This window comes from Nocardia sp. NPDC050799 (assembly GCF_040654015.1).
Taxonomy (GTDB): domain Bacteria; phylum Actinomycetota; class Actinomycetes; order Mycobacteriales; family Mycobacteriaceae; genus Nocardia.
In genome coordinates this window covers 1-26,269 of record NZ_JBFAHF010000061.1, presented here as the reverse complement: position 1 = coordinate 26,269, position 26,269 = coordinate 1, and the positions used below count along the sequence as shown (strand labels likewise).

Below are 26,269 nucleotides of genomic sequence, written 5' to 3'. Positions count from 1 at the left end.
CCGCGGGAATATTCCGGTCCATCTTTCCATCCCCGACGGTACAGCGCAGCCCCGTTCCCGGGCAGGAACGGGGCTGCTGGTGGCTATGGGGCACAGAAAGGTTCACCGGGTCGGCCGGCACGCGCCGGTATCACCGCTTCGGCAAGAAGATCCACAACGCAAGATAGATCAGGAACTGCGGGCCGGGCAGCACACAGGACACGACGAACAGCAGCCGGACGAGGCCGGAGCTCCAGCCGAAGTATTCGGCGATACCGCCGCAGACTCCGCCGATCCACTTGTCGGCGGTGGAGCGGGTGAAACGGCGTGCGGGGGCGGTCATGGCGGTCCTTTCGATCGCGGTTGCTACACCGTCCACTATCCGCACTCGGCCGGCGGCCCGCATCGGCAGCGCTACCGACCCGCACCCTGATTTCCGGGGTCCGCGGCTCAGGGTGGATCCCTGAGCCGCGGACCGGTTCAGACCGCCGCGACCAGTTTCGCGAGATCCTCGGCGAGCTGCTCGGCCCGCTCGTGATCCTCGGCTTCCACCATCACCCGGACCAGCTGTTCGGTTCCGCTGGGACGCAGCAGGATTCGCCCGGTATCCCCGAGCTGCTCCTCGACGGCACGGACGGCCTCGAGGACCCCGGGGTCGGCAGTGACCGCGACCTTGTCCGTCACCGGGACGTTCACCAGTACCTGCGGGACCTTCTGGATCACACTCGCGAGCTCGGCCAGGGGCGCGCCGGTGCGCGACATCCGCGCCATCAACTGCAGGCCGGTGAGGATGCCGTCACCGGTGGTGCCGTGGCGCGGGAAGACCACATGGCCGGACTGCTCCCCACCGAGGGTGTAACCGCCGCCGCGGAGTTCCTCGAGGACGTAACGGTCACCGACACCGGTGATGCGCACGGTGATTCCGGCCGCGCGCATCGCCAGATGCAGCCCCAGATTGCTCATCACGGTGGCGACGAGGGTGTTCCCGGCCAGAGTTCCGGCGTCACGCATACCGATGGCCAGGATCGCCATGATGGCGTCACCGTCCACCACCTCGCCCGCGGCGTCCACCGCCAGACAGCGATCGGCATCGCCGTCATGGGCCAGGCCCAGGTCGGCCCCGTGTTCCCGGACCGCGTGCTGCACCTGTTCGATATGGGTCGACCCACAGCCGGCATTGATATTGAGCCCGTCCGGGTCCGCGTTGATCGCGATGACCCGGGCACCGGCCTCCCGGTAGGCCGCCGGACCGACCTCCGACGCGGCGCCGTGCGCGCAGTCCACGACGACGGTCAGTCCGCTCAGGTCCTGGCCGGTGGCCTCCACCAGATGCTCGATATAGCGCTCATGGGTCCCGCCCACACTGAACTGGTCGGGCAGATCCGTACCGGGTTGCCGCGTCCCGGCGGCGCCGAGTACCCGGCCGATCGCCGCGCCCGTGGGACGGTCCGTCGCACCGGACGCCACCCGGGCCTCGATACGTTCCTCGACGGCGTCCTCGAGCTTGTGCCCGCCCGCCGCGAAGATCTTGATTCCATTGTCCGGCATGGGATTGTGCGAGGCGGAGATCATCACGCCCAGGCTCGCGTCGTACAGAGCGGTCAGGTAGGCGACGGCCGGGGTCGGCAGCACACCCACCGGTAACACATCCATTCCCGCGGCGGTCAGGCCCGCGGTCACCGCGGCCTCCAGCATCTCCCCGCTGGCGCGGGGGTCCCGCCCGACCACCGCGACCTTGCGGTGACCCGTGTGCAGGTCCACACCCAGTACCTGCGCCGCCGCCCCGGCAACCCGTAACGCCAACTCCGGGCTCAACGAATCGTTGGCGAGCCCGCGCACGCCGTCGGTGCCGAACAGATGTCCCATACCTTGCCCCTCGTCAGTGAGTCCACAGCGCGCGACGGCCCCGGCCGAAACTGCCCTCGGAACGGCCGGCCGACGAACACCGCGGTAGATATAGCACGAGAGCAGGCGACCGGACTCCGGCCGGTCGCCTGCTCTCGGAACCGACACCGGCCCGTCCACCCGCACGCGGCGGATGGACAGCCGGCATCGGCGATATCAGCGCTTCGAGTACTGCGGCGCTTTACGGGCCTTCTTGAGGCCGTACTTCTTGCGCTCGGTGGCACGCGGGTCACGGGTGAGGAACCCGGCGCGCTTGAGCGCGGGACGGTCGTCCGCGTTCACCACGATCAGCGCCCGGGCGATGGCCAGGCGCAGCGCGCCGGCCTGACCCGAGGGGCCGCCGCCGTGCAGGCGGGCGTGCACATCGAAGCCTTCGACGCGCTCGACGGTGACCAGCGGCGATTTCACCAGCTGCTGGTGGACCTTGTTCGGGAAGTAGTCCTCGATCGAGCGGCCGTTGAGCACGAAGTTGCCGGTACCCGGCACCAGGCGCACGCGGACCACGGCCTCTTTACGGCGGCCGACGGTCTGCACCGGGCGGTCCAGCGGGGCCGCGTACTCCTCGACGAACTCGGCGTCGTCGTCGTAGACCTCGCCCTCGTCCAGGACCTCGGCGGCGGCGTCTTCGACGACCGCTTCGTCGTACTCGGTGAATTCCTCGGGAGCGGTCACTGGGCCACCTGCTTGATCTCGAACGGAACGGGCTGCTGAGCGGTGTGCGGATGGGTCGGGCCCGCGTACACCTTCAGCTTGCCGGCGATCGCGTTGCCGAGTTTGTTCTTGGGGATCATGCCCTTGACGGCCTTCTCCACCAGGCGGTCGGGGCGCGTATCCAGCACCTGGCCGACAGTGCGGGACTTCAGGCCGCCGGGATGCCCGGAGTGGTGGTGGATGAGCTTGTTCTGCCGCTTGTTGCCGCTGATGGCGACCTTGTCGGCGTTGATGATGACGACGAAATCGCCACCATCCATATGCGGTGCGTAGGTCGGCTTGTGCTTACCGCGCAGCAGATTCGCTGCCTGCACGGCAAGACGGCCGAGCACTACGTCAGTGGCGTCGATGACGTACCACTGCCGGGTCACGTCACCCGCCTTCGGGCTGTACGTAGGCACAGTGCTTCCCTGTCTGTCGTCGATGCTGCCGGCCCAGTGCGTGGTCGAGGGGTTCCCGGCGGCCGGTTGAGACCCGGGCCTCGGCGTTCCACACACCAGCCGGTCACGATACCAGCCGGGTGCCGTCACCCGGAAACCGCCCGGACGCTGCTCAGATATCGATCGGCGGGCCCGGATCGGCGATACCCGGCAGACCGGGCACCAGATAGCGCAGGGTGTCGATACCTGGTTCCGCGCATCCGGCCGGATCGGGTTCCTCGGACGCTCCCGGTCCCGGTGCCGACCGGCGCGCGGAATCGCCGGGCGCGGGAGCCGTGGGGACGCGGGCATACAGCGGGTGACCACCGGAACCGTCCCCGCCCTCGGCACCGGTGCCGGATTGGTCGCGCGGTTCGACGGTGACCCGCGGCATAGGCACACATCCGGCCGTCGCAGTCGACACCGCGACGCCGGGTGCGGCTGTTGCGTTGATCACCGGTTCGGTTCCGGCATGGGCCTGCGCGGTGCCCGCCCCGTCCGCGCCCCACGCCGTGGCGGCGAGCGCGGCCACGCCGATGACGGCATGGGCGCCGAACAGATTGTCCTTCATCTTGTTCCAGAGTTTGCCCTTGCCCCGGTCGCCCTCCGGCCCCGGACCGGGCCGCGGATCACCGGCGGGACCGGGCCGGGCGGGGTCCGGGGATACCGCGGATTGCGCACCGGTTTCCGGATCCGGTGGCCGGGTGAACCGGCTGGCCGGCCCCGAGATCGGTGGTGGCAACTCCCCGCGGTCGACCTTCACCGTGGCGTCCTGGTCCGGCTGCGGCACGCTGTACGGCGAGGGGCCGGGCCACCCCGGCGGCGGTGCCGCCGGGCCACCCGTCATCGGGCCCGGTCCCGGACCGCCGGGCCCGGGCTGCTCCGGTCCGGGAGGCGGCGGATTCGGCTCGGGCCGGGCCGGCAGTGGCGCGGCCTGTGGGCCGGGCGCCGGCGGGTGCGGACCCGGCGGGTGCGGACCCGGTGCGGGTTGGTACACACCGGGTGGCGGGTTCTGTCCCGGAACGGACCCGTTCGGGACGGCTCCGGCCGGCGGCCGGCCGGGAACCGCATGGTTCGCGGCGGACTCCGGCGGCGGCGCCGTATTCGGTCCGGGCTGCGGGTAGGGCGCCGGCTCCTCCTCATCGTTCTCGTTCTCGCTGATCAACAGGTGTGTGGCACCGAGAACGAGCGCGTGCATGGGGTGTTCGGCCTTCTTCAGGCGCTGCCCCAGATGGTTACGGAAGGCGAACCGCAGGGTCTCGTTGAACACCACCTGCCCGGCGAGCAGGACCGTCGAATTGTCGGCCCCGATGGAGCGGGCCGCGGCCATTACTTCGATCACGGTGTCGTCGGCGGCGCGGGGATTGCGGGTCGATTCGGGGTCGATCGGCACATACACCGATTCGGTGGGCCGCTCCTCGTCCCCGTGTACCGCGACCACCAGCACATTCGCCCGGCCGTCCACCACCTGCCCGTCGAAATGGACCGCGGTGGCCCCCACCCCCTCGGGCAGGGCGGGATCGGGCGGCCGGACCAGGCCGAGCGCGCGGACATAGCCCGACAGCGCGATCGATTCCGGGATCGGCTCGACCTCGACGTCGAGTTGCTCGACCAGCTGGGCGTAGGCGTCGATCTTCGCATCCGGCCAGTCGTCGGGATACGGCAGCGCGACCACATCGGGCTTACCCCGCAGATAGGTCCCCACCGCGGCCAGCGGGTTGTAGAGACGGGCCCGGAATACCAGCTCGGCGGGCCAGGTCGCCCCGGCTATGACGATCTGCGGATGCCCGAGGATGTCGCGGACATCGGGGATCGCCATCCCCAGATCGGGCCGCTGCCGGTCCGCGCCGGCGGTGTAGAGCCGGCCGGAGGCGTCGGCCAGCAGATAGGCGGGGGGGTTGTAGCTTCCCTCGACCTGTACGGGGCGGATGGGCACGCCGGATCCGCCCGCGGCCACGGACACCACATCCCACCCGAGATGTACCGCCCCAACTCGCACCATCACAGGCATCAGTGTGCCTGGTGTGCGGTCGACGCGCTCGCCGCCCCCACCCACCAGCGGCGAAGGCGGCGGACCGGCCCGTTCACCTGTCTCATCTCGCGGACTTCTTCAGCCGCAGCCGACTCCAGGTGAGTAGCGCGAGCACCACTGTGATGGCCACCACCAGGCCGATATCCAGGAACCATGCGCTACGCGTATGTTCCCAGAAGACGTCCTGTTGCGATTGGACGAACAGTGAGCGAATATCCACCGTCGACGCCGCCGCGGCGTAGCCCCAGCGCGAGGGGAACAGCCATGAGATCTGTTCCAGCACCACCCGGTCGGTCACCGGGATGAGGCCACCGGCCATCACCAGCAGGCCCATGATCGCCACCACCAGCAGCGGCATCACCTGTTCGCTCGATTTGGCGAGACTCGACAGCAGCAGACCGAACACCACACACGCGACCGCCGTGAGGGCGATATCCATATAGAGTTCGGCGCCACCGACGGCCAGCACCGAACCCTCCTCCGGCCGCTTCTTACCCAGCAGCACGAAACCGATCATCACACCCGATTGCAGCAGCGCGGCCACACTGAAGACCACGATCTTCGCGGTCAGGTAGGCCCCCGACCGCAATCCGACCGCGCGTTCACGCAGGAAGATGGTCCGCTCCCCGACCAGATCGCGCACGGTGAGCGTGGATCCCATGAAGCAGGCGCCGAGAATCAGCACCACCAGCAACTGCTGCGGTTCGGAACTGCCGGCGCGGACGAAGTTCCCGTCGTCGGTCTGGGTGAGCGGCGGCGGCGAGAACCCGTACTGTCCCGGCACCACCAGCGACAAGCCACCGAGTACGAACGGCAACAACACCAGAAAGGAGAGGTAGCCGCGGTCGGCCAGGATCAGCCGCAACTGCCGCCGCGCCAGCGTGGAGAACTGTTTCCAGGCACCGGACTGCGGGGGCGAACCGCCACCGCTCTGCCGTGCCGCGGGCGGCGGCGGGGGCGGTAGCGCCGCCTGGCGGGATCGGTAGTGCGCGAACGCGGCATCCGGATTGGCCGCCACATCGGCGAAGATCTTGGCCCAATCGCTGGTTCCGAGCGCGGCTTCGACACCGGCCGGGTTTCCGGTGTAGGCGGTTTTACCGCCGGGCGCCAGCAGCACCACCTGATCGCACATGTCCAGGCAGGCCACGGAGTGGGTGACCACGATCACCACGCGGCCGGCATCGGCCAGTTCACGCAGCATCATCATGACCTGGCGGTCCAGTGCCGGATCCAGGCCGGAGGTCGGTTCGTCCAGGATCAGCAGGGAGGGCCCGGTGAGCAGCTCCAATGCCACCGAGGCCCGCTTGCGCTGACCGCCGGAGAGCCGGTCGACCCGGGTGTCGGCGTGTTCGGTGAGCGAGAGTTCGCGCAGGACTCCGTCGATCACCTCCCGGCGATCGGCTTTGGAGGAGTCGGGCGGCAGTCGCAGTTCCGCGGCGAAACCCAGGGCCTGCCGGACGGTGAGCTGCCGGTGCAGCACATCGTCCTGGGGCACCATGCCGATACGGGAGCGCAGTGCCTCGTATTCCGCGTGCAGATCACGACCCTCGAAGGTCACGGCACCGCCGGAGGGTTGAGTGCTACCCGCGATCAACCGCGACAGCGTCGACTTACCCGCCCCGGAGGGACCGATCAGCGCGGTCAGTGTGCCGCGCGCGGCCTGCATATTCACATCGACGAGCAGTTGTTTGTTGCCCTCGACGGTGAACCCGACCCCGTGCACGGCCAGGCCCTGTTCGGCGACCGGGCGCTGCCGGTGCACCAGCGTGCCCTGCTGAACCTCGAAGTCGATGTTGCCGATGGTGATGATGTCGCGTTCGCGCAGCACCGTGTGCTGCTGCCGGACACCGTTGACGAATGTTCCGTTGGCCGAACCGAGGTCCTCGATGGCGAGACCTTCGGACCCGGCGATCAGGCGCGCGTGTTTACGCGAGGCCAGCGGATCGTCGACGACGATCTGGTTGTCCGACGTCCGCCCGATCGCCAGACCCCCCGGCGGGATCCGGTCGGCGCGGGCGATCGGCCCCTCGGTATTGCGGTGGCGGACCGGTGGGACGGCCGCCACACTCGCCTTGGCGGTCATGTTCACATTGGCGGGCTGCGGCGGGACGACAGGCGGCTGGGCCGCGGTGGCGATCTGCGGCGGCCGGGGCGGCTGCCCACCGTGCGGCGGCCACTGCTGCGGTGCCGGACGCTGCGCGGGCAACGGCTGGCTGGGGGTCGGACCGCGCCGGCCGTGTGGTCCGACCTGCGGCTGTGCACCGGACTGCGGCCGCGGCGGCGGTGGAGCGGGGCGCTGCTGCGGCGGGGCGGGACGCGCCTGCGACGGTGGCCGCGCCGGCTGCTGTTGCTGCTGGGGGACTCCGGAGGGAACGAGCCAGAGGAGTGGGCCGCTGATGGCGTCACCGAGCCGGACCTGGGTGGGCCGGTCGATCGGGACGGGCCCACCGACCCGGCGAGCATCGACGAACACCCCGTTGGTACTTCCGTTGTCGCTGAGTACCCAGGCTCCCGACTGCCAGGCCAATATCGCGTGGACCCGCGATACCAGCGGACTGTCGACGAACAGCGTCACCTCGGGCGCACGGCCCAGAGTGATCTGCTGATTCGAATCGAAGACTCGTTCAGTTCCATCATGGCGCACCGTGATGGTGCGCACCCCCGGTGCAGACATGCAGCGGATACTATTCCATTACCCGGGCATCGGAGGTGCCCCCGAGCGGGGGCGAACTCCCCGCTCCGGAGGCAACGAGCAGCACCCGCACCGGCCGAAATGGGGGAGGATCCATGCCGAAACTCACGACCGCCGCTGTCGTCGTCTCGGCACTGTGCGCACTGTTGCTGGTCGCCGGGTGTACCCGTTCCGTGGACGGCCGGGCGGTATCGATCTACGACAATCCCTTTCAGGTCGCCGGTCTGCCGACCACCAGCGGCCCCAGCGGCCCCCGGGAGAACCCGCCGGCCTCCGACCTCGTCGCCGAGCACGGCGACGGCGGCGAGGTCGACACCCTCGCGCTGAACGCGGTCACCGATGTCCAAGCGTACTGGGAGCAGCATTACGGCGCCGAGTTCGAGGGCGAGTTCGAACCGGTCGACAAACTGATCTCCTGGAGTGCCCGGGAGTCGCGGCGCGAATCGGTGGAGTTCTGCACCGAATCGACCTATCGGATGGTGAATGCCGCCTACTGCCGGCTGGACAACTCCATCGGCTGGGACCGGGCGCTGCTGCTGCCCACCATGACCGAGACATTCGGGAAGATGTCGGTGGTGATGGTGATCGCCCACGAATACGGGCACGCCATCCAGAACAACGCGAACATCGTCGACCGCGACGATCCGGTGATCGTCAAAGAACAGCAGGCCGACTGTTTCGCCGGGGCGTACATGCGCTGGGTGGCCGAGGGAGAGTCGGACTATTTCACCATCAACACCTCCGACGGACTGAACTCGGTCCTCGCCGCCACGGTGGCGATCCGCGATTCGGACCCCGACGATCCCGAGAGCGTGCACGGCTCGGCCTTCGAACGGGTTTCGGCGGTGCAGATCGGTTTCACCGACGGCGCCAAGGGGTGCAAGGGGATCGATATGGACGAGATCGATCAGCGCCGGGGTGATCTGCCCCAGAGTTTCGAGGGCACATCCGGGGAGTTCGAGATCACCGAGCGGAGCCTGGTCGAGCTGAGCAAGGCCCTGTCGGTGATCCTGCCGACCCCGCGCGAGCCGACCTACCGCTACGACGGGGCCGAAATCGAATGTAGCGACGGCGTTTCCACCGAGCCCGTCACCTATTGCCCGGCCAGTAATACGATCGCCACCAATATCGGCGGACTCGCCGAGCGTGGGGCCGCCACCGATGATTCGGAGGTCCCGCTGCCGGTGAAGGTCACCGGCGACTACAACGGCTACGTGGTGTTCATCTCCCGCTACACCTTGTCGGTGCAGCAGAGCCGGGACCAGGATCTGGTGGGGGCGAAAACGGGGTTGCGGGCAGCCTGTCTGTCCGGGGTGGCCACCGGGAAGCTGGCGGAATCCGGGCGGGCCGAGGGCGATATCACGCTGGCCGCCGGTGATCTGGACGAGGCGGTCTCGGGCCTGCTGACCGACGGCCTGGCCGCCAGCGATGTCGAGGGCAAAACGGTGCCGAGCGGGTTCTCCCGGGTGGATGCCTTCCGTGCCGGAGTGCTCGGCGGCGAGGACACCTGCAGCGCCAGATACGAATAACGCGGCGACGAACCCCGCGTCACAGACCGAAGGGCGGCGGTGCGGCGGATTCGTACCGCAGCATCCGGTGGCCGATCAGGATCTCGGTGCCCGGCACCAGCACCACGGGCTGATGCGGCGGAATACGGACCCAGTCCCGGAAACCCGTGGCCCGGGTGCGGGTGCCGTTGGTGGATCCCCGGTCGACCAGCGTCACATCCCAGTTCACCAGCAGGAGCTCCGCGTGCGCACGGGACATCCCGCCGGAATTGTCGACCACCTGTAGCGGGGTGAGCCCGCGGCGCGCGGGTTCGGAATGCTCCGGATCGCGACCCAGCACGGAGTCGCTTTCCAGTAGATGGGTCGCGCCGTCGTCGAGGACGAGGATACCCAGCGGTGGACGCACCACTTCGATCAGCGGCTGGGTCTGGTCCACGGGCATACCGCAGACACTGCAGAAAGCCGCCCGGGGATCGGTGGGATGAGCGCGCGCGCATTTGAACCCCATGACCTTCGCGGTGAGCGCGGTGCCCTTCGCGGTGGCCTCGGTCCGGCGCCGCAGCTCCGGATCCAGCGGGGGTGTCCCGCGCTCGGGTGGACCGGGCAGCGCGTCGGGTGACGCGTAGGGCTGGTGCTGAGACGGGGTGGGATGCGCGGGTGTCCGGCGCAGCACATCCGGCTCCGGCCGGCGGGAGTCCGCCGTCTCGTCGAGTCCGGGGCCGGCCGCCGGGCCGCCGCGCGGCGGCTGCCGCCCGCTGATCTCGGTCTGTGCCCGATGCGGATCGGTGGCCGGGATGGCGGTCCGCGGTCCGCCGGTGGGTGCCGGATCCCCCGGGACACCGCGGAACCCACTCTCCCGCTCGGACAGTTCGACCGTGTCCAGCAGTGGCGTCGATACGGCGGTGGCCACGGCGTCGAGGTCCACCGGTGTCGCGGGCGGCGTCCAGGCGATCACCCCGCCGGCCTCGGCGATACCCTCCACCAGCCGACCGATACCGCGGATGGCCGGCAGTACGGGCCGAGAATTCTCGTCCGGGTCGCCGGCGGTGTCGTCGATGAACAGCGCGACCGCGCGGTCCGGTGTCGCCGCCGCCCGGTCGACGGTGAAGACCGCGTCGCGGCCGTGGAAGTACTCGCTGTCCGCACCGTCGAGGACGGCGGTGACGGCACCGTGCAGGAATATCGCCACCCGGTCCGGGCCCGCCGCGGAGAGGATGCCGAAATCGACGGCGGTTCCCGGGCTGGTCCGGTCCGACTGGGCCATGAGCCATCTGGTCGCCTCCCGGGCGATCAGCGCGCCCGGGCCGTCGGGCCGGCGCACGGCGGCCTGGTGCACCAGTTCGGCCAGTTCGACAAGGGCCCGCACCGCCGGGGCGTGCTCGGTGGGCCGGCCCGCACCGCGATGGGCCACCAGCACCACCGCCCCCGCGACCCGGGCCGCCGCATGCGCTCCGGCGACGACTTCGACCTGCTGATCCCGCATGGGGATCAGCCTCCGTCGGAGTCGCGCTGCGGTTGGCCTGCCACCAGTCCAGGGTATGGCACGGCGTGCGACGCCCCTCCCCTAGATCGCTGTACGTCGGGTAACTTCGACACCGCAGTTTCGATCGGAACGAGGGGCCAGCCCATGGTTCGGATATCGCGTACCAGCACCGTCACCGCGGTCGTCGCTCTGGTAGCGGCCGCACTGTCCGGATGCGGTGCCCTGGTGGGGACGCCGGTCCCGGGAGAGATCGACGTGCGCACTCTGGCGGTCGGCGACTTCCCGGTCGACAAGTTCAGCTACCCCGCCGACGCCGGCGACAACGGGCCCATGCTGGAGGGTATCCGCATGTCGGAGGCGGTCGTCACCAGCAGCCAGGTCGATCCCTCCCTGAAATACGGCCGCGGTTCGAAGGTACTGCCCGATACCGATACCGCGACCGATTTCCTGGCCAACGTGTCCGAACCGGTGCTGAAGAATCGCCGGATGGTGGTCGGGTACGCGGCCAGCGGGGCCGATCGCGACGATCCGGAGGGCCAGACCCGCCCGGAGGCCGACGCCACCGCGATCACAGTGGTGGCTCTGCGCTTTCCCGACACCTCGGCGGCGGCCAAGGCGGCCGAGGAACTGGAGAACGCGGATATCGGGGTCTCTCCGGACAACCGGCGGCTGAAGTCGGAGAAGCACCCCGACGCGCTGGTGCACTGGCGGCCCGGTATCGCCAATGTCGGCGCCTTCCTGGCCCACGACGAGTTCGTGATCTCGCTGTTTGTGCAGCGGCCGAAGGCCGATAGCAAGGATCTGGTGTCCTGGGTGGACAAAACCCTCACCGCGCAGCTCGCCCAGCTCGGCCGGTTCAGTCCCACCCCCCTCGCCGATATCGCCGATCTCCGGGTGGATCCGGAGGACCTGCTCTCGCGGGTGGTGGTCGCCGACCGCTCGGGTCAGGTTCCCGATCCCGACAAGTTCGCCGTCTACGGCCGCAACTATCTGATCAACTCGGCCGACGATCAGCCCGCCCGCGCCCGGCTGCTCGACGAGTCCGGATTCGAGGCCACCGCCTATGCCGACGGCGGTTCGGTGGCCCGGGTCCGCGATCCGGCGGGTGCGCCGATCCTGGTGGACGGTTTCGTCGAATCGACGGGTGCGGCCTACGACGCCCATCCTGCCCCGGCCGATATTCCGGGCGCGAAATGCCTGCAGCTCAACAGTTCCGGCGATCCGCAGCATCAGTACCGGTTCCGCTGCTTCGTGCCGTACAAGCGGTATGTGGGCGTGGTGTCCAGCGACAGCGAGAATGAGATCGAGCAGAAGACCGCGGCCCAGTACGCCCTGCTCGCCAACAGCCTCTGAACCCGGTCGGCCGGTCGGCGGACCGGCCGAATTCGTTGTGGCACGGACACTCTCGCCCCCCGGCGCGGCGCGCCGATTTTGCCGCAAGGGCAGGCTAGCCTTACCGTGTTCTGCGTCTCATCGTGACGCGAGCGACCGGCGCCCGCGGACCCGTCCACCTGCACTTCGAGCGAGCAATACGTAAAAGCTATCACACGCCGTAGTTAGGCTACCCTTGCCATGGGTGCGCAAACGCACTAACTTCGCATCGACTCGTCACCACCGGTACTCCGAACAATGCTTCCGAGAAGGGAAATTTTGGTGAAAGGCGTTCTCTCCGAACGTAAGACGCTTCACCCTCCTAGCATCGAAGATATCGAGCACCGTGAGTTACCCGAGGCCGCCGGACAGGCGGTGCGTGAACTGGCCGCTGCGATCGCGTTCACACTGGATCCCGCGCCGGGGACTGCCGCGCGCACCCTCGCCGACCCCGCCCTGATCGACCTGATCACCGCCCGCGCCGGCGAACTCCCCGCGGAAGTCCGCACCACGATGCGCCCGCCCGCCACCACGGCCGGCGCGTGTGTGCTGCGCCGGCTGCCGCTACGCGACGACGAAATCGGCCCCACCCCACCGGATTGGCAGAGCGCGACCGCGTGGACCACCGAACCCGAGCGTCCCGGCTGCTCGTTCGAACTGGATATCGCCATGCTGCTACTGGCCGCGGCGGCCGGGGAACCGTTCGGCTGGGCCGGTCAGCAGGACGGCCGGCTGGTCAACAACATCGTGCCGGCGGCCGGACACGAGTTCGAGCAGTCCGGGGCCAGCAGCACCATCCTGCTCAGCCCGCACACCGAGGACGCCTTCCACCCGCTACGCGCGAATCTGCTGCTGCTGGGCTGCCTGCGCAATCCGGACCGCGTCGGCACCACCGTCTCGTCGGTGCGCCGGGTCGACCTCACGGCCGCGGAACAGGACGCGCTGCGCACCCCCACTCTGCCGATCCTGCCGGACGTGTCCTACGGCTCCGGTTTCGACCGCGAATCCGCCGTACCGGTGCCCACTCTCTGGTGCGAGCCCGGAGACGAAGGCAGGCCCGAGGCCCTCACAATGCGATTCGACCCCGCCTACACTCCGCTGGACGACGCCGGCCCGCACTACCGTGCGGCGTACCAGCGGCTGGAAAACGAACTCGAACGAGTATGCGTACTGGCCTGTCTCGAACCCGGTGAGCTGCTCCTGGTCGATAACGATGTCGCAGTTCACGGCCGGGTTCCGTTCACCGCGCGCTACGACGGCACCGACCGCTGGCTCAAACGAGTGAACATCCGGCTACCCGAACGCCCGCGCCGCGCAGCCGAATCCGAGGAGAATGGATACGGTCAGCGAATCATCGCGCCCTTCGCGCCGCTACCGGCGCAGCGGGCGCGGGCAGAGCGGAACGGTGCAGAAGATGATCGAAAATCCGTTGAGCACACGTGACCGGCCGACCCCCCTGCGCGTCCTGAGCCGCGGCGATCTCGCCGATGTGCCGGTGGCCCCGGCCGAGGTGGTCCGCGCGGTGGAAGAGGCGTATATCGCACTGGCCGCGGGAGATTCCGATAATCCACGCAAGCTCAGCGTGGCCAATCCGGACGGCTGGTCGGTCGCCTACGCGATGCTGGGCCGCGACGGGCGGCGCCGGGTGGTCGCCATGAAGACGTCCTACAAGTTCGATCCCGGGCACGATCGCACCACCAAGCGCTACTACACCACGATCACGCTGTACGACGACACCACGGGTGCGCCCATCGCCATGATGGACTGCGCGCGGGTGGGCGCGCTGCGGACCCCGGCGGTGTCGGCGCTGCTGGTACGCGAGACGGCGCACCGTGACGCCGATACCGTCCTGCTCGTCGGCACCGGCACCCAGGGCCGCAACGCGCTACCGCATCTGCTGGCCGCCAACCCGCAATTGCGCAAACTGATGCTGTACGGCACCCACCCCGAGGGCATCGAGTCGGTGCACCGGCAGCTCGCCGAATACGCCCCGCACGCACTGCTGGAGAACGTCGACGATCCCTATGCCGCGGCGCGGACCGCGGATGTGGTGCTGGCGGCCGCCGGTCCGGGCACCGAGGTGGCCATCGAATCCGAGCACCTCAAACCGGGTTCGGTGGTGGTGCTGGTGGGGTACGGACTGGCCCCCTCCACGCTGCACGACGCCGACCGGGTGATCGCCACCAGTGCCGAACAGATGGCGCTGACCGGCACCGATATGGCCGACGACAATGGCGAACTGCGCCGGGTGGACGCGGAGCTGCCGCAGATACTGAGCCGGCGCGCCGTCGCCCGGCAGCGGGCGGACCAGAAGATCTTCGTCTACAACAGCGGTCTGGTGCTCACCGATATCGCGGTGGCCCACGCGCTGGCCGAACGGGCCATCGCCGAGGGCCGCGGCACGGAGGTCTCGCTATGGGATTGACCGGAGCCGATGCCCCCACCGGTGCCGGATCGGGATCATCGGGCCGGTACGCGGGGACCGTGGCGGCACCGGTCCCCGCCCATCGCGATCAGTGGGAGCAGCGGATCCTCGCCGATCCGCAGCTCCTGGGCGATATCGCGTTCGCGGTCGGGGGCCCCTTCCATCTGATGTACCCCGCCCGGGTGGTCGACAATATCCGGGGGTTCCAGCGGGTTTTCACCGAATCCGGGATCACCGGGGCGGTGTACTACGGCAAGAAGGCCAACAAGGCGGCCTGTGTGGCACGGGCCTGCGCCACCGCGGGGGCCGGTATCGATGTATCCAGTACCGGCGAACTCACCGCCGCGCTCGGACAGGGCATTCGCGGCGCGGATCTGCTGGTCACCGGCCCCGAGAAAACCGACGACCTGCACTGGCTGGCCGCCCGGCACGGATGCCTGATCGCCGTGGACAGTATCGGCGAACTGAAACGCCTGGCCGCCCTGGACAGCCCGGTCCGGGTACTGCTGCGGGCGTTGCCCGCGGCCTCGGCCAGCCGGTTCGGTATGTCGGCCGAGGAACTCGATCACGCCGTTTCCGAATCGGCCGATTACCCGTCGATCACCGTGCAGGGGTTCAGTTTCCATCTCTCCGGTTACGACCCGATCCCCCGTGCCGAAATGGCCGGTCAATTGCTCGACCGGTGCCGCGCCGCACGGTCGCTGGGTCATCCGGCCACCACCGTTTCCATCGGTGGCGGATTCGGTGTCGATTACGTTCCCGCCGCCGACTGGGCGGAGTTCCGGGAACACGTGACCCGCCGCTGGTTCCATTCCGGGAAAGCGTTCGAGTCGTACTATCCGTATTCCTTTCCCGAACCAGGCCCCGCCATGCTCACCGCGATTCTCGGACGCGACGATCTCGCCGGCCGCTTGCGGCGCACCGAGACAACCCTGGCGGTCGAACCGGGCCGGGCCCTGCTGGACCGGGCGGGCAGCACGGTTTTCCGGGTGCAGGGTGGCAAGACCCGCCACGAACACGGGCAGCCCTACCGGATCCTGACCGTGGACGGTACGAGCCTGAGCCTTTCCGAACAATGGTTCGACAGCGAATATCTTCCCGACCCGGTGCTCTGGCCGGACGGCCCCGGGACCCCGACCGCCACGGTCGTCGGCGCCGCCACCTGTCTCGAATCGGACATGCTGAGCTGGCGCCGGATCCCGCTACCCCGCACGGCCGAGGCCGGCGATCTGCTGATCTACCCGAATACCGCCGGATATCAAATGGATTCCAACGAATCGCCCTTTCACGAATTGCCTCTTCCGCCCAAGGTGGTGCTCTCCGAAGCGCCGGGCGGCCGGTATCGCTGGGCTCTCGATCGATCCCGGCACTGAGACCGTCGGCCCCCGGTCTCTTCGCATTACCCGTTATCGACGCCCAGGAGATCCGCCATGTCCCTCGTCACCCGTGTCACTGACCTGATCGGCCGCACCCCGCTCTTCGAATTGGCCGCCACCGGGTCCGGTACTCGATTACTCCTCAAGCTGGAACAGTTCAATCCGACCGGCGCCGCCAAGATCCGGATGGCGCGGGAAATGGTTCTCGACGCGGAGCGTCGGGGTCTGCTGCGCGAGGGCGGACATATCATCGAATCCACATCCGGAAATACCGGGCTCGGTCTCGCGGTGGTCGCCGCCGAACGCGGCTATCGTTTCACCGCGGTAGTCGACCACCACGCGAGTAAGGACAAATTGCGGGCCATGCGGGCAATGGGCGCGGAGCTGATCTTCGTCGCCGACGACGGCGACGACAACCTGGCGACCTCGGCGCGTGAGGATCACGCGGCCGCGCTGGCGGCCGCGCAGCCCGACGCGTTCTTCACCGAACAGCACAACAACGACGCCAACGCTGTGGGCTATTACGGAGTGGCCGAGGAACTGCTGGCCGAGGTGGACCGGGTCGATATCCTGCTGTCCGCGGTCGGTACCGGCGGTTCCCTGTTCGGTACCGCGACGCGGCTGCGGCAGCTGGGGTGTGTCCCGCGGGTGATCGGCGTGGAACCGGTCGGCTCGATCGCTTTCGGCGGACCGGGTGGGCCGTACTGGCAGTCGGGCACCGGCACCCCGCCCGGTGCCACCATCGGCACGGCCGTGGACTACGACCTGCTCGACGAAGGCGTGAAGGTGACCGACCGGGCCGCGTTCGCCACCTGCCGCGCGGTATCGCGGCGGCTGGGCCTGATGCTCGGCGGTTCGGCGGGCGGTTCGGTCCATGCCGCGCTGACCCGGCTCGAGGAGTTCCCGGCCGGGTCCACGGTGGTCACCATCGTCTGCGACGGCGGCGAGAAGTATCTCGACACCGTCTTCGACGACGACTGGATGGCCGCCCGCGAATTGCTCGATACCGAGACCGAACGCGAAGTTCATGCCATGCTGACGCGCTACGCCCCCGCGAACCGGGGCAATCAACCGGTGGGGGCGGCCGTTTTGAACGACGCCGCGGCCGGGAATACCCACGCCGTCCGAGTCGGCCGACCGGACGAACACGAACATACGGAGGAATCGGACACTATGGTGCGGGCCCGGTGATCAGCACACCCCTCTCGCGAATTCGTTCCGACGGCCGGCGCCTGGCCGCCCCGGCCGGTCTCGCCGCCCTGGCCGCTCCGATCGCGCTCACCCAGCTGGCGCAGGTCGCCGTATCCACCACCAATATCGCCCTGATGGGTAGCCTCGGTGTGCGCGCGGTCGCCGCCGGTGGTCTGGCGCTGGTGTTGTTCAACCAGATCCGCACCATGTGCGTCGGACTGATCACCGGTAGCGGCAACCAGATCGCCGCCGCAGTGGGCGCCGCCGGGAAGCGCGGCGACGATCCCGACCCCGAGATCCGCGATGTGGTGCGGTCGAGTTTTCTGATCGCCACCGTCGCGGGCCTGCTCGGCGGCGCGGTACTCATCGGGCTGGGCTGGTCGCTGCAATGGCTCGGCCAGGACGCCGGGGTGCTGGCCGATGCCCGGCCGTTGATGGTGGCGCTGGCTCCCGGCCTGCTGCCCTGCCTGTGGTTCCAGGTGCTGCGTCAGTACACCGTGGGGATGCAGCGGCCGCAGGCGCTGCTGGCGGTGACTCTCGGTTCCGTCGCGGTCAACCTCGTGCTGGCCCTGGCGCTGATCCACGGCTGGGCCGGATTGCCGGCGCTCGGGTTGACCGGTGTCGGGGTGGCGACCTCGCTGGTCTTCCTGCTGATGTTCGCCGTGTTCTGGACAATGGTGCGCCGCGATCCCGAACTCGGCGCCACCCTGCCGATCCGGCCGTGGCCGGTGCGGATGACGACCGTACGCGGCGAACTGCGGCTGGGCACGCCCATCGCCCTCACCTACGGGTCGGAAGCCGGGATGTTCTCGGTACTCGCGCTGGTCATGGGGGCGCTCGGACCCGCGGCGCTGGCCGCCCACAATGTCGTGTACCAGGTGATCTACATCGTGTTCCAGATCGCCATCGGTATCTCGCACGGCGCGTCGGTCCTGGTGAGCTACAGTGTCGCCAGGGACGAGACCGCGGACGCCCGGGGCCTGGCCCGGCTGGCGCTCCGGTTCGCCGGGGTGGTCACGCTGGTCACCGGCCTGGCCTACGTGTTCGTCCCCGACCTGGTATTGCGCCCGTTCCTCGATCCCACCGACTCCGCGACCGTGGAACTGGCCCGGTCGCTGCTGCTCATCGGTATCGTGCTGCAGTTCTTCGACGCGGCCCAGAACATCGGCACCGGGCTGTTGCGCGGTCTGCAGGCCACCAACGCGGGTTTCCGGCTGTCGGTGGTCGGCTACTGGATCGTCGGACTCCCGACTGCGCTGTTACTGGCCTACCCGGCCGGGTTGGGCGCGGCCGGGGTCTGGTGGGGACTGACCGCGGGCCTGGCCGCCACCGCCGCACTCATGGTGCGTAAATACTTCGGCCTGCTCGACGAGCACGACGCACTGCTCGCTCCCCACCGGCGAGAGACAGTAAGTTAGCCACACCTTCGACCGGGGCGGGAGGTTCCCGCCGAGAAACTCACCGGGTTCGGCGGTGTGCAGATAGGCGAGCACACCCGCCACGACGCGTCCGGCGAGATCAAGGCCGCCGTACCGGGTCGCGCACGGGTCCGGACTCTACCCTTGGAGTCCGCGAGCAGCGCCCCCGCCTGACCCGCCGATCCCGGAAACCCGTGGGCCCCGACTACACCCGCCCGCCGCCCTCCGGGATCTCCGAAGGGCCTTCTCCACCTCCCATTCTGAGGGTCGCCTTGCCGGCATCGCCCGGTTTCCGGTCGGCACCATAGTGTTTCAGCGCAGGTCGGGGCCGGTACTTCCGCCGCGCCTGTCGGCGCCGACCTCTAGACTGGTGCGTGGTACGGCACACCCCCGCCGCACCACGTCGATCCAGGAGGGGACGATATGGCAGCCGCAATCAGTCCTACGGAGAATCCCGCAACAGACCATCCCGAGCTGGAAGCGTTGCCGGAATGGCCGCAGGAGACTATCGCGGTCCTGGTCACCACCGATCCCGCGCCGCATGCCATCCCGGTGTCGTGGCCGGTACGCGCCGGCGACCGGCGGATCCTGCTGAGTCTCAAATTCGATCGCGGCTCGCTGGCCCGGCTGCGGGAGCGGCCGCAGGTAGCGCTGCTCATCCTGGGCGGCGGGAATGTGGCGCTGTGCGCCCGGGGCGCGGCCAAGGTCATCGCCGAGGAGATGCCCGGCGCCGACGACTATGTCGCGGTACGCCTCGATGTGGATGTGATCGACGATCACCGGCAGTCGGCTTTCGCGGTCGCGCAGGGGATCCAGCGCACGGTGCTCGACGACAGTGAACTGCGCGCCCTGGAACACCGGGTGTCGACACTGAAGTCCTGGGCGGAGAACGAAGAGAAGATCTGAGCCGGACCGCCCGGCTCGCCACCTCGGGTGTTTCCGGCGCTTCGCTCGGTGCAGTGCTGTACGACACCCGTTCGCCGGACTACTCCGGCGCCGCAACATCCCTCGCGCCCGGGGCGCTCCCATCGGGTGATCCGGCGCGGTCGTCATCGGGCGCGACGGCGCCGATGGTCCGGGCGCCCGGCGCCGTGATCATCGGGCGCCCAGGCGCCGCGGGAAGGAGAACATGAGCGTCAACCTGGCCAAAGGCGGCAATGTCTCGCTGTCCAAACAGGCCCCCAACCTGACCAAGATCGCCGTCGGACTCGGCTGGGATGTGCGCACCACCATGGGCGCCGACTACGACCTGGATGCCAGCGCCCTGGCCACCGGACCGAATCTGAAGGTCCTCTCCGATCAGCATTTCATCTTCTACAACAACCTCCGGTCCCCGGAGGGCTCCATCGAGCACACCGGTGACAATCTCACCGGTGAGGGCGACGGTGACGACGAGGTGATCAATGTCGATCTGGCCAATACGCCGGAGACGATCACCAATATCTTCTTCCCGGTCTCCATCCACGACGCCGATCAGCGCGGCCAGTCCTTCGGCCAGATCCGCAACGCCTATATCCGGGTCGTCGATCTCAACACCGGCGCCGAACTCGCCCGCTACGACCTCTCCGAGGACGCCTCCTCCGAAACCGCCATGGTGTTCGGCGAACTCTATCGCCGGCAGGGCGAATGGAAGTTTCGCGCGATCGGTCAGGGCTACGCCTCGGGTCTGGCCGGTATCGCGCGCGACTACGGAGTGAACGTCTGAGCTTGTCGTTCAACCTACGGTTCGTAGGGAGCCGTCGTCGGTTACTACGAGTGTTCAGTCCTGGACATGACGGCGGCCCAATTCCCTCGCCTGCTGGAGGTTTCCCGGCCCTTGCTGCCGAGATCGCCGGTCTTCTGGAAGTTGAGAACGATTGTCTTGCGGGTACGGTCTCCGACCTGAGGTTCTATGGTAGATGCGCGTGCAAGCCCGCGTGTACCGTCCTGTTGACGGCGCCGTCCGGTCCATCGAGCTCGTGGGTCGTGCAGCTGGAACGCAACGGTGACCCTGTTGTGTTGCTGGGCCTCGATCCGGCTGGAGCGGCTGTGACGGAGATCGAGGTGCTCGACGGTCGCGATTTGGCCCGGCCGAACCCGACAGCTCGCCGATCGCCATAGCGTTCATCAACCATGCAGGACGACTAGCCTCTCTTGACGTGCGCGTTTCACTGCCCCACACTGACTGTATGACACCTGTAAGACAGGATGCAGGCGGACAGAGGGCTGCAGGTAAGCGCGTCGCGAAGCCTTCCCGGAAGCAAACCACGAGGAAAGCTGCACCGGCGGAGCGGGACGCGGCGGCTTTCGGCCGCAGTCGTCTGGCGCAGGTCCGGTTACGTGACGACGAGGTGCAGGCACTCGAGCGGGTCATGCAAACTCTCGATCTCGCCTCGACCTCGGATGCCCTGAGGGCAGGACTGAAGCTTTTGGCGAAAGAGGCTGCGGAGGTGGGGGCGGCCGAAGAGATCCGGGCTTTCTATGGGGAGCAGTCCGCGCCACTACCCGCCGGTGTCGCCGAACCGAGGGATTCCGAGCTCGCGGCCGCGGACGATATGCGGTGGTGAATGCCGGCACGCCATTGCGGGGCGAGGTCTGGGCCTGCGCTCTGCCTCAGCCGGTGGGGGCGCATCCCGTGGTCGTTCTCACGGTCAACCGAATAGCCGAACCGCTGGCTGCTGTGACAGTTGCGGTGATCACCGGCACCTCGGGTCCCCGAACCACCCATGTTCTAGTCGGGCGTGATTCAGGGTTGACCCGGTACGACGAGTCGTATGTGAATTGCGCCGATCTACATACGGTGGCGAAGCCGCGTTTGAGGCGGAAACTGGGTCTGCTCGCACCGAATGAGTTACACCGGGTAGAGGACTCGGTGCGTCTGATCCTCGGATTGCAACCCTGACTCCGCCCACCGGCACACCGCTGCTTCTACCGCGCCATGTGTCAGTGCTTCGACGGGGCGGTGCTCGGCCAGTACCGGAGCCAATCGGCGGCAGAGAGCGGGCGACGGGCACTCCGAGCGGATTCGGCTTCGTCCTCGGCCCGGCGGATCGCGGCGGCGAAAGCCACGGCGGCCTTGCGCAATCGCTCTTCGGCGCTCTCCGGGCCGCCCAGGTGGACGGTACGCAGATCGTCCGGGATCAGTTCCTCCGGTAGACCGGCCCGCACGCTGCGGGAACAGATCTTCTCCGCCAGCGCCAGCGCCGGTTGCGCCATGGCGATACCGTCCAGGCAGGAACGCCGCGTCTTTTCCGCGGATTTCTTTTCCTCCCAAGCCTTCTCCTGCGCCGCCACTTTCTCCTCGACCGTGACCGCCGCACCGAAACCGTATTCGTCGGGGCCCGCGGCCAGATGTGGGCTGCGGTTCACCAGCTTGGCGACCAACGCGGCGGCCACGTCGTCGATGGTGAATTCGCCCGCCGCTTCGGCTATCCGCGAGTGGAACAGCACCTGCAGCAGCAGATCCCCCAGTTCCTCACGGATCGTACCGGCGTCCTCCTGCTGGATCGCGTCGAGCAGTTCGTAGGTCTCCTCCAGCAGATACGGTCGCAGCGAATCGTGGGTCTGGGTGACCTCCCAGCCGCCGAACCGCCACAACCGGTCCATCACCTCGACCGCTTCGGCCAAGCCAGCGGCCACGGCGGCGGTTTCCGATTCGAGCACACCCGGCTCGGGCCGGTCGGCACGCGCGTCGCTCATCGCGCCGGACTCACCTCGGTCGCGACCGTGAGATCGACCGCGCCGGCGGCCTTGCCGTCGAGGGCGAGCAGCAGATCGGCGAGATACTGCAGCAACGCGACATCACGCAGCCGGTCGGCGCCGACGCTGTCCTGCACCCGCGGCAGTGGTAGCTGTACCACCGAACTGGCCGCGCGGTAGTTCGCGCTCGGATAGATCCGCTTGAGCCGCATCTGTTTCGAATCGGGCAGCGCCAGCGGCGTCACCTTCACCGTGGTCCCGGTGACCGCGATCTCGGTAACCCCGTACTCCCGCGCCAGCAGCCGCAGTTTGGCCACCGAGACGAGCCGGCCGACCTCCACCGGCAGCGGACCGTAGCGGTCGGTGAGTTCCTCGACCACCGCGGCCAGCGCCGGATCGTCGTGGGCGGCGGCGAGTTTGCGGTAGGCCTCCAGCCGGAGCCGGTCGCTGGCGATGTAATCGGGCGGGATATGCGCGTCCACCGGGAGGTCGATACGGACCTCCTTGGTCTCCTCGGAGGTGATCGGTTTGCCGTCCGCGGCCGCGCGGTACGCCTCCACCGCCTCCCCGACGAGACGCACGTAGAGGTCGAACCCCACGCCGGCCACGTGGCCGGACTGTTCGGCGCCCAACACGTTACCGGCGCCGCGGATCTCGAGGTCCTTCATCGCCACCGCCATCCCCGCGCCGAGTTCGGAGTTCTGCGCGATGGTGGCGAGTCGGTCATAGGCGGTTTCGGTGAGCGGTTTCTCCGCCGGATACAGGAAGTAGGCGTACCCGCGTTCGCGGCTGCGCCCGACCCGGCCGCGCAACTGATGCAACTGGGAGAGGCCGAGCGCATCGGCCCGTTCCACGATCAGCGTATTGGCATTGGAGATGTCCAGGCCGGTCTCGATGATCGTGGTGCACACCAGGACATCGAATTCGCGCTGCCAGAAACCCTGCACGGTGCGTTCCAGGGTGTCCTCGTTCATCTGCCCGTGTGCCACCACGACCCGGGCCTCCGGGACCAGATCCCGGATCCGCTTGGCCGCCTTGTCGATCGAGGACACCCGGTTGTGCACATAGAACACCTGGCCGTCGCGCAGCAACTCGCGCCGGATCGCGGCGGTGACCTGCTTGTCGTTGTAACCGCCGACATAGGTGAGCACCGGATGCCGCTCCTCGGGCGGCGTCAGGATGGTCGACATCTCCCGGATACCGGCCAGGCTCATCTCCAGCGTGCGCGGGATCGGCGTCGCGGACATGGTCAGCACGTCCACATGGGTGCGCAGCGCCTTGATGTGCTCTTTGTGCTCCACCCCGAAACGTTGTTCCTCGTCCACGACCACCAGGCCGAGATTCTTCCAGCGCACACCGGTCTGCAGCAGCCGGTGGGTACCGACGACGATATCGACCTCCCCTTCGGCCAGCCCCGCGAGCACCTCCCGCGATTCCGCCGGATCGGTGAACCGGGACAGGCCCTTGACGGTCACCGGGAAACCCGCGAGCCGCTCGGAAAACGTCTGCAGATGCTGCTGGGCCAGCAGGGTGGTCGGCACCAGGACCACCACCTGCTTCCCGTCCTGCACGGCCTTGAACGCGGCGCGCACCGCGATCTCGGTCTTGCCGTAGCCGACGTCGCCGCAGACCACCCGGTCCATCGGCACGGCCTTCTCCATATCCGCCTTCACATCGGAGATGGCGGTGAGTTGATCGACGGTCTCGGTGAACGCGAACGCGTCCTCCATCTCCCGCTGCCACGGGGTGTCCGGGCCGAAGGCGTGGCCGGGCGCCGCCTGCCGGGCGGCATAGAGCTGTACCAGTTCACCGGCGATCTCCCGGACCGCCTTACGCGCCCTGCGCTTGGTGTTCGCCCAGTCCGCGCCGCCCAGCTTGGACAGGCTGGGCATCTCCCCGCCCACATACCGGGACAGCTGGTCCAGCGATTCCATCGGCACGTACAACCGGTCGCCGGGCTGACCGCGTTTCCCGGGGGCGTATTCGATCACCAGGTATTCGCGCCGCGCACCGCCGACCGTGCGCTCGATCATCTCCACGAACCGGCCGATGCCGTGCTGGTCGTGCACCACCATGTCCCCGGCGTGCAATGCCAGCGGATCCACCTGGTTGCGGCGTTTGGCGGGCAGCCGCTTCCCGTCGGCCGGCGCGGTGACCCGGTTACCCGTGAGATCGGATTCCGCGACCACCACCAGGCCGGCGTCCCCGAAGATCACCCCGTCGTGCAGCGACCCGCACAGCACCCCGACCACCCCGGGCGCCGGTTCCGCACCGGCCTCCAGTTGCGCGGCGGGGACCTCGGCCTCACCGAGGCGCTCCAGCGTGCGCTGGGCGGTACCGTGCCCGGCCAGCACCACCACCGCGCGACCGCCGGTCGTCACATGCGCGCGCAGCGACGCGAAAATGGTCGCCACCAGTTCGTCGGACCCCCGCGCGGTGGGACCGGCCTGCACCGGCAACTCCACCTCCGCGGGATCCCCGGACGCCAGCGGGCTCAACGTCCACCAGGGCAGTTCCCGCGCATCGGCGCTCGCCTGGATCTCGGAGAGCGGGCGGTAGGCCGACGCCGCCAGATCCAGCCCGTGCGCGCCCAGCGGCGCGTCACCCCCGAAGGAGGCCGCGGTCCACGACGCCTCCAGGAACTCCGCACCGGTGCGCATGAGATCCGCCGCCCGGGTGCGCACCTTCTCCGGATCGCACACCAGCAGATGGGTGCGATCGGGCAACTGCTCGGTCAGCAGGCGCAGCTCACCGGGCTGCAGCACCGGCAGCAGCGCCTCCATCCCCTCGACCGGAATACCCTCGGCCAGCTTCGCCAGCATCTCCACCAGCGCGGCATCCGCCGGGTTCGCCGCCGCCACCGCCGCGGCCCGCTCGCGGACCGCGGCGGTAAGCATCAGCTCCCGGCAGGGCAGCGCGACCACGGTCTCCAGCGAGGTCTCCCCGAGCGAACGCTGATCGGCCACCGAGAACGGCCGCAACTCGGTGATCTCGTCGCCCCAGAACTCCACCCGGACCGGATGATCCGCGGTCGGCGGGAACAGATCCAGAATGCCGCCGCGCACCGCGAACTCGCCGCGTTTACCCACCATATCCACGCGCGTGTACGCGAATTCGACCAACCGCGCGACCAATTCGTCGAAATCGGCTTCCCCGCCGATCCGCAGCACAATCGGTTCGATATCGCCCAGGCCGCGCGCCATCGGCTGCATCAGCGACCGCACCGTGGTCACCACGACCCGCAACGGTTCCGGGAACTCCGGATCCGCCCGCCCGTCGCCCGATCCCCGCCCCTCATCGAATCGCTGCGCGATGCCGTAATCCTGCGCCAGTCGCCGCAACACCTCGAGCCGCCGCCCGACCGTATCGGCGCCCGGCGACAACCGCTCGTGCGGCAGGGTCTCCCAGGAGGGGAACTGCGCGACCGCCGACCCCAGCATCTCGCCCAGTTCCAGCGTCAGATCATCGGCCTCCCGGCCGGTCGCGGTCACCACCACCACCGGCTGCTCGACGGCCATGGTCGCCGCGACGAACGACCGCGCCGCCGCCGGCGCCACCAGTTCCACCGGCGATCGCCCGAGCATCCCGGAAACGGTCCGCAAGGCGGTATCGGCACCGGCCGCGGCGGCCAATCCCGCCAGTGGTGGACGTGGGGCAGACATGTTCTCTCCTGAACGCCGAACGAAAGCGATTCCACCGGGCCAGCCGAGTGTATCGACGAGCGTCCAGCGAATTACCAGCGGTCCGGGGAGACAGCTCCGCCGATCTGCCGAGGTCAGACAATCAGCGGCCGCGAACGGCGGGAGCAGGTGTGCGTGTCGGTCTGCTCACGGAGGACGAGGCGGGCCGATACGCGAAGGCGAGCATGTGGGCTTGCTCGTGAAGGTGGGGAAGTGGGCTCGCTCGTGAAGGTGGGGAAGTGGGCTCGCTCGTGAAGGTGCTGTGTTTTTTGGCGGCGCCTGCGGCGCCGCGGGGTTGAGGCCCCCTTGGTCTCGCCGTTTCGGCCTCGAGACTCGCGGCTGCGCCGCATGCGCTTCGAGGCCAAAACGGCGCAAGCGCTGCACCCGGTCGATTCCTCGAC

General features: G+C 68.7%; 20 protein-coding genes. 11 read left to right on the top strand and 9 right to left on the bottom strand.

The window, feature by feature from the left end; genetic code table 11:
- Positions 1-130 precede the first annotated feature (130 nt).
- The 6 genes from AB0H42_RS34035 to AB0H42_RS34010 all read right to left on the bottom strand — a co-directional run bounded on the left by AB0H42_RS34035 (position 131) and on the right by AB0H42_RS34010 (position 7,720).
- Entirely contained in the window at positions 131-322 is a 192-nt protein-coding gene (locus AB0H42_RS34035) for a PspC domain-containing protein (protein ID WP_357063560.1), read from the bottom strand.
- A gap of 137 nt (positions 323-459) precedes the next feature.
- Complete coding sequence (gene glmM / locus AB0H42_RS34030; RefSeq protein WP_357063557.1) at positions 460-1,845, bottom strand: phosphoglucosamine mutase; 1,386 nt, start codon at positions 1,843-1,845, stop codon at positions 460-462.
- A 195-nt stretch (positions 1,846-2,040) separates the two neighbouring features.
- Positions 2,041-2,556, bottom strand: coding sequence for a 30S ribosomal protein S9 (rpsI, locus tag AB0H42_RS34025; RefSeq protein WP_357063554.1), 516 nt, complete (start codon positions 2,554-2,556; stop codon positions 2,041-2,043).
- Positions 2,553-2,996, bottom strand: coding sequence for a 50S ribosomal protein L13 (gene rplM, locus AB0H42_RS34020; RefSeq protein WP_357063552.1), 444 nt, complete (start codon positions 2,994-2,996; stop codon positions 2,553-2,555). The genes rpsI and rplM overlap by 4 nt, the downstream gene beginning before the upstream one ends.
- Before the next feature lie 151 nt (positions 2,997-3,147).
- Positions 3,148-5,019 (bottom strand): hypothetical protein, encoded by a 1,872-nt coding sequence (locus AB0H42_RS34015; RefSeq protein ID WP_357063549.1) that lies wholly within the window; start codon positions 5,017-5,019, stop codon positions 3,148-3,150.
- Positions 5,020-5,107: 88 nt separating this feature from the next.
- Positions 5,108-7,720, bottom strand: a complete 2,613-nt coding sequence (locus tag AB0H42_RS34010) for an FHA domain-containing protein (RefSeq protein ID WP_357063546.1) — start codon at positions 7,718-7,720, stop codon at positions 5,108-5,110.
- Positions 7,721-7,833: 113 nt separating this feature from the next.
- On the opposite strand from AB0H42_RS34010, the gene AB0H42_RS34005 reads away from it, so the two are divergent.
- The gene (locus tag AB0H42_RS34005; RefSeq protein ID WP_357063544.1) at positions 7,834-9,267 is read left to right on the top strand and encodes a metallopeptidase; all 1,434 of its coding nucleotides are present in this window, start codon (positions 7,834-7,836) and stop codon (positions 9,265-9,267) included.
- Positions 9,268-9,286: 19 nt separating this feature from the next.
- Here AB0H42_RS34005 and AB0H42_RS34000 read toward each other — a convergent pair whose 3' ends face one another.
- On the bottom strand, positions 9,287-10,729 hold the full coding sequence (locus tag AB0H42_RS34000) for an FHA domain-containing protein (RefSeq protein ID WP_357063542.1): 1,443 nt from the start codon (positions 10,727-10,729) through the stop codon (positions 9,287-9,289).
- Between the two features lie 144 nt (positions 10,730-10,873).
- On the opposite strand from AB0H42_RS34000, the gene AB0H42_RS33995 reads away from it, so the two are divergent.
- The 10 genes from AB0H42_RS33995 to AB0H42_RS33950 all read left to right on the top strand — a co-directional run bounded on the left by AB0H42_RS33995 (position 10,874) and on the right by AB0H42_RS33950 (position 21,391).
- Positions 10,874-12,082, top strand: a complete 1,209-nt coding sequence (locus AB0H42_RS33995; protein ID WP_357063539.1) for a hypothetical protein — start codon at positions 10,874-10,876, stop codon at positions 12,080-12,082.
- A 300-nt stretch (positions 12,083-12,382) separates the two neighbouring features.
- Positions 12,383-13,543: a TauD/TfdA family dioxygenase gene (locus AB0H42_RS33990; protein ID WP_357063537.1), complete on the top strand. Its 1,161-nt coding sequence runs from the start codon at positions 12,383-12,385 to the stop codon at positions 13,541-13,543.
- Positions 13,515-14,525, top strand: coding sequence for an ornithine cyclodeaminase family protein (locus tag AB0H42_RS33985; protein WP_357063534.1), 1,011 nt, complete (start codon positions 13,515-13,517; stop codon positions 14,523-14,525). The genes AB0H42_RS33990 and AB0H42_RS33985 overlap by 29 nt, the downstream gene beginning before the upstream one ends.
- On the top strand, positions 14,516-15,898 hold the full coding sequence (locus AB0H42_RS33980; protein WP_357063532.1) for an alanine racemase: 1,383 nt from the start codon (positions 14,516-14,518) through the stop codon (positions 15,896-15,898). Before AB0H42_RS33985 ends, AB0H42_RS33980 begins: the two co-directional genes overlap by 10 nt.
- A 57-nt stretch (positions 15,899-15,955) precedes the next feature.
- Positions 15,956-17,092 (top strand): cysteine synthase family protein, encoded by a 1,137-nt coding sequence (locus tag AB0H42_RS33975; RefSeq protein ID WP_357063529.1) that lies wholly within the window; start codon positions 15,956-15,958, stop codon positions 17,090-17,092.
- A complete protein-coding gene (locus AB0H42_RS33970; protein WP_357063563.1) occupies positions 17,092-18,510 on the top strand; it encodes an MATE family efflux transporter in 1,419 nt (472 codons plus the stop codon). The genes AB0H42_RS33975 and AB0H42_RS33970 overlap by 1 nt, the downstream gene beginning before the upstream one ends.
- Before the next feature lie 423 nt (positions 18,511-18,933).
- Positions 18,934-19,416 (top strand): pyridoxamine 5'-phosphate oxidase family protein, encoded by a 483-nt coding sequence (locus AB0H42_RS33965; RefSeq protein WP_357063526.1) that lies wholly within the window; start codon positions 18,934-18,936, stop codon positions 19,414-19,416.
- Between the two features lie 223 nt (positions 19,417-19,639).
- A complete protein-coding gene (locus AB0H42_RS33960; RefSeq protein WP_357063523.1) occupies positions 19,640-20,215 on the top strand; it encodes a TerD family protein in 576 nt (191 codons plus the stop codon).
- A 463-nt stretch (positions 20,216-20,678) separates the two neighbouring features.
- Positions 20,679-21,056, top strand: coding sequence for a hypothetical protein (locus AB0H42_RS33955; RefSeq protein WP_357063521.1), 378 nt, complete (start codon positions 20,679-20,681; stop codon positions 21,054-21,056).
- Positions 21,050-21,391 (top strand): type II toxin-antitoxin system PemK/MazF family toxin, encoded by a 342-nt coding sequence (locus AB0H42_RS33950; RefSeq protein ID WP_357063519.1) that lies wholly within the window; start codon positions 21,050-21,052, stop codon positions 21,389-21,391. Before AB0H42_RS33955 ends, AB0H42_RS33950 begins: the two co-directional genes overlap by 7 nt.
- A 41-nt stretch (positions 21,392-21,432) precedes the next feature.
- Here AB0H42_RS33950 and AB0H42_RS33945 read toward each other — a convergent pair whose 3' ends face one another.
- The gene (locus tag AB0H42_RS33945; RefSeq protein WP_357063561.1) at positions 21,433-22,095 is read right to left on the bottom strand and encodes a MazG family protein; all 663 of its coding nucleotides are present in this window, start codon (positions 22,093-22,095) and stop codon (positions 21,433-21,435) included.
- Between the two features lie 89 nt (positions 22,096-22,184).
- A complete protein-coding gene (gene mfd, locus AB0H42_RS33940) occupies positions 22,185-25,850 on the bottom strand; it encodes a transcription-repair coupling factor (RefSeq protein WP_357063517.1) in 3,666 nt (1,221 codons plus the stop codon).
- Between the last annotated feature and the right edge of the window lie 419 nt (positions 25,851-26,269).

What these genes read in the sequence shown, in the direction of transcription:
- AB0H42_RS33960 (WP_357063523.1), top strand. Translation starts at nt 19,640, where the DNA reads ATGAGCGTCAACCTGGCCAAAGGCGGCAATGTCTCGCTGTCCAAACAG.
- AB0H42_RS34010 (WP_357063546.1), bottom strand. Translation starts at nt 7,720, where the DNA reads ATGTCTGCACCGGGGGTGCGCACCATCACGGTGCGCCATGATGGAACT.
- mfd (WP_357063517.1), bottom strand. Translation starts at nt 25,850, where the DNA reads ATGTCTGCCCCACGTCCACCACTGGCGGGATTGGCCGCCGCGGCCGGT.
- AB0H42_RS33980 (WP_357063532.1), top strand. Translation starts at nt 14,516, where the DNA reads ATGGGATTGACCGGAGCCGATGCCCCCACCGGTGCCGGATCGGGATCA.
- AB0H42_RS33965 (WP_357063526.1), top strand. Translation starts at nt 18,934, where the DNA reads ATGGCAGCCGCAATCAGTCCTACGGAGAATCCCGCAACAGACCATCCC.
- AB0H42_RS33975 (WP_357063529.1), top strand. Translation starts at nt 15,956, where the DNA reads ATGTCCCTCGTCACCCGTGTCACTGACCTGATCGGCCGCACCCCGCTC.
- AB0H42_RS34000 (WP_357063542.1), bottom strand. Translation starts at nt 10,729, where the DNA reads ATGCGGGATCAGCAGGTCGAAGTCGTCGCCGGAGCGCATGCGGCGGCC.
- glmM (WP_357063557.1), bottom strand. Translation starts at nt 1,845, where the DNA reads ATGGGACATCTGTTCGGCACCGACGGCGTGCGCGGGCTCGCCAACGAT.
- AB0H42_RS33985 (WP_357063534.1), top strand. Translation starts at nt 13,515, where the DNA reads ATGATCGAAAATCCGTTGAGCACACGTGACCGGCCGACCCCCCTGCGC.
- AB0H42_RS34035 (WP_357063560.1), bottom strand. Translation starts at nt 322, where the DNA reads ATGACCGCCCCCGCACGCCGTTTCACCCGCTCCACCGCCGACAAGTGG.
- AB0H42_RS34005 (WP_357063544.1), top strand. Translation starts at nt 7,834, where the DNA reads ATGCCGAAACTCACGACCGCCGCTGTCGTCGTCTCGGCACTGTGCGCA.
- AB0H42_RS33945 (WP_357063561.1), bottom strand. Translation starts at nt 22,095, where the DNA reads ATGGACCGGTTGTGGCGGTTCGGCGGCTGGGAGGTCACCCAGACCCAC.
- AB0H42_RS33995 (WP_357063539.1), top strand. Translation starts at nt 10,874, where the DNA reads ATGGTTCGGATATCGCGTACCAGCACCGTCACCGCGGTCGTCGCTCTG.
- AB0H42_RS33955 (WP_357063521.1), top strand. Translation starts at nt 20,679, where the DNA reads ATGACACCTGTAAGACAGGATGCAGGCGGACAGAGGGCTGCAGGTAAG.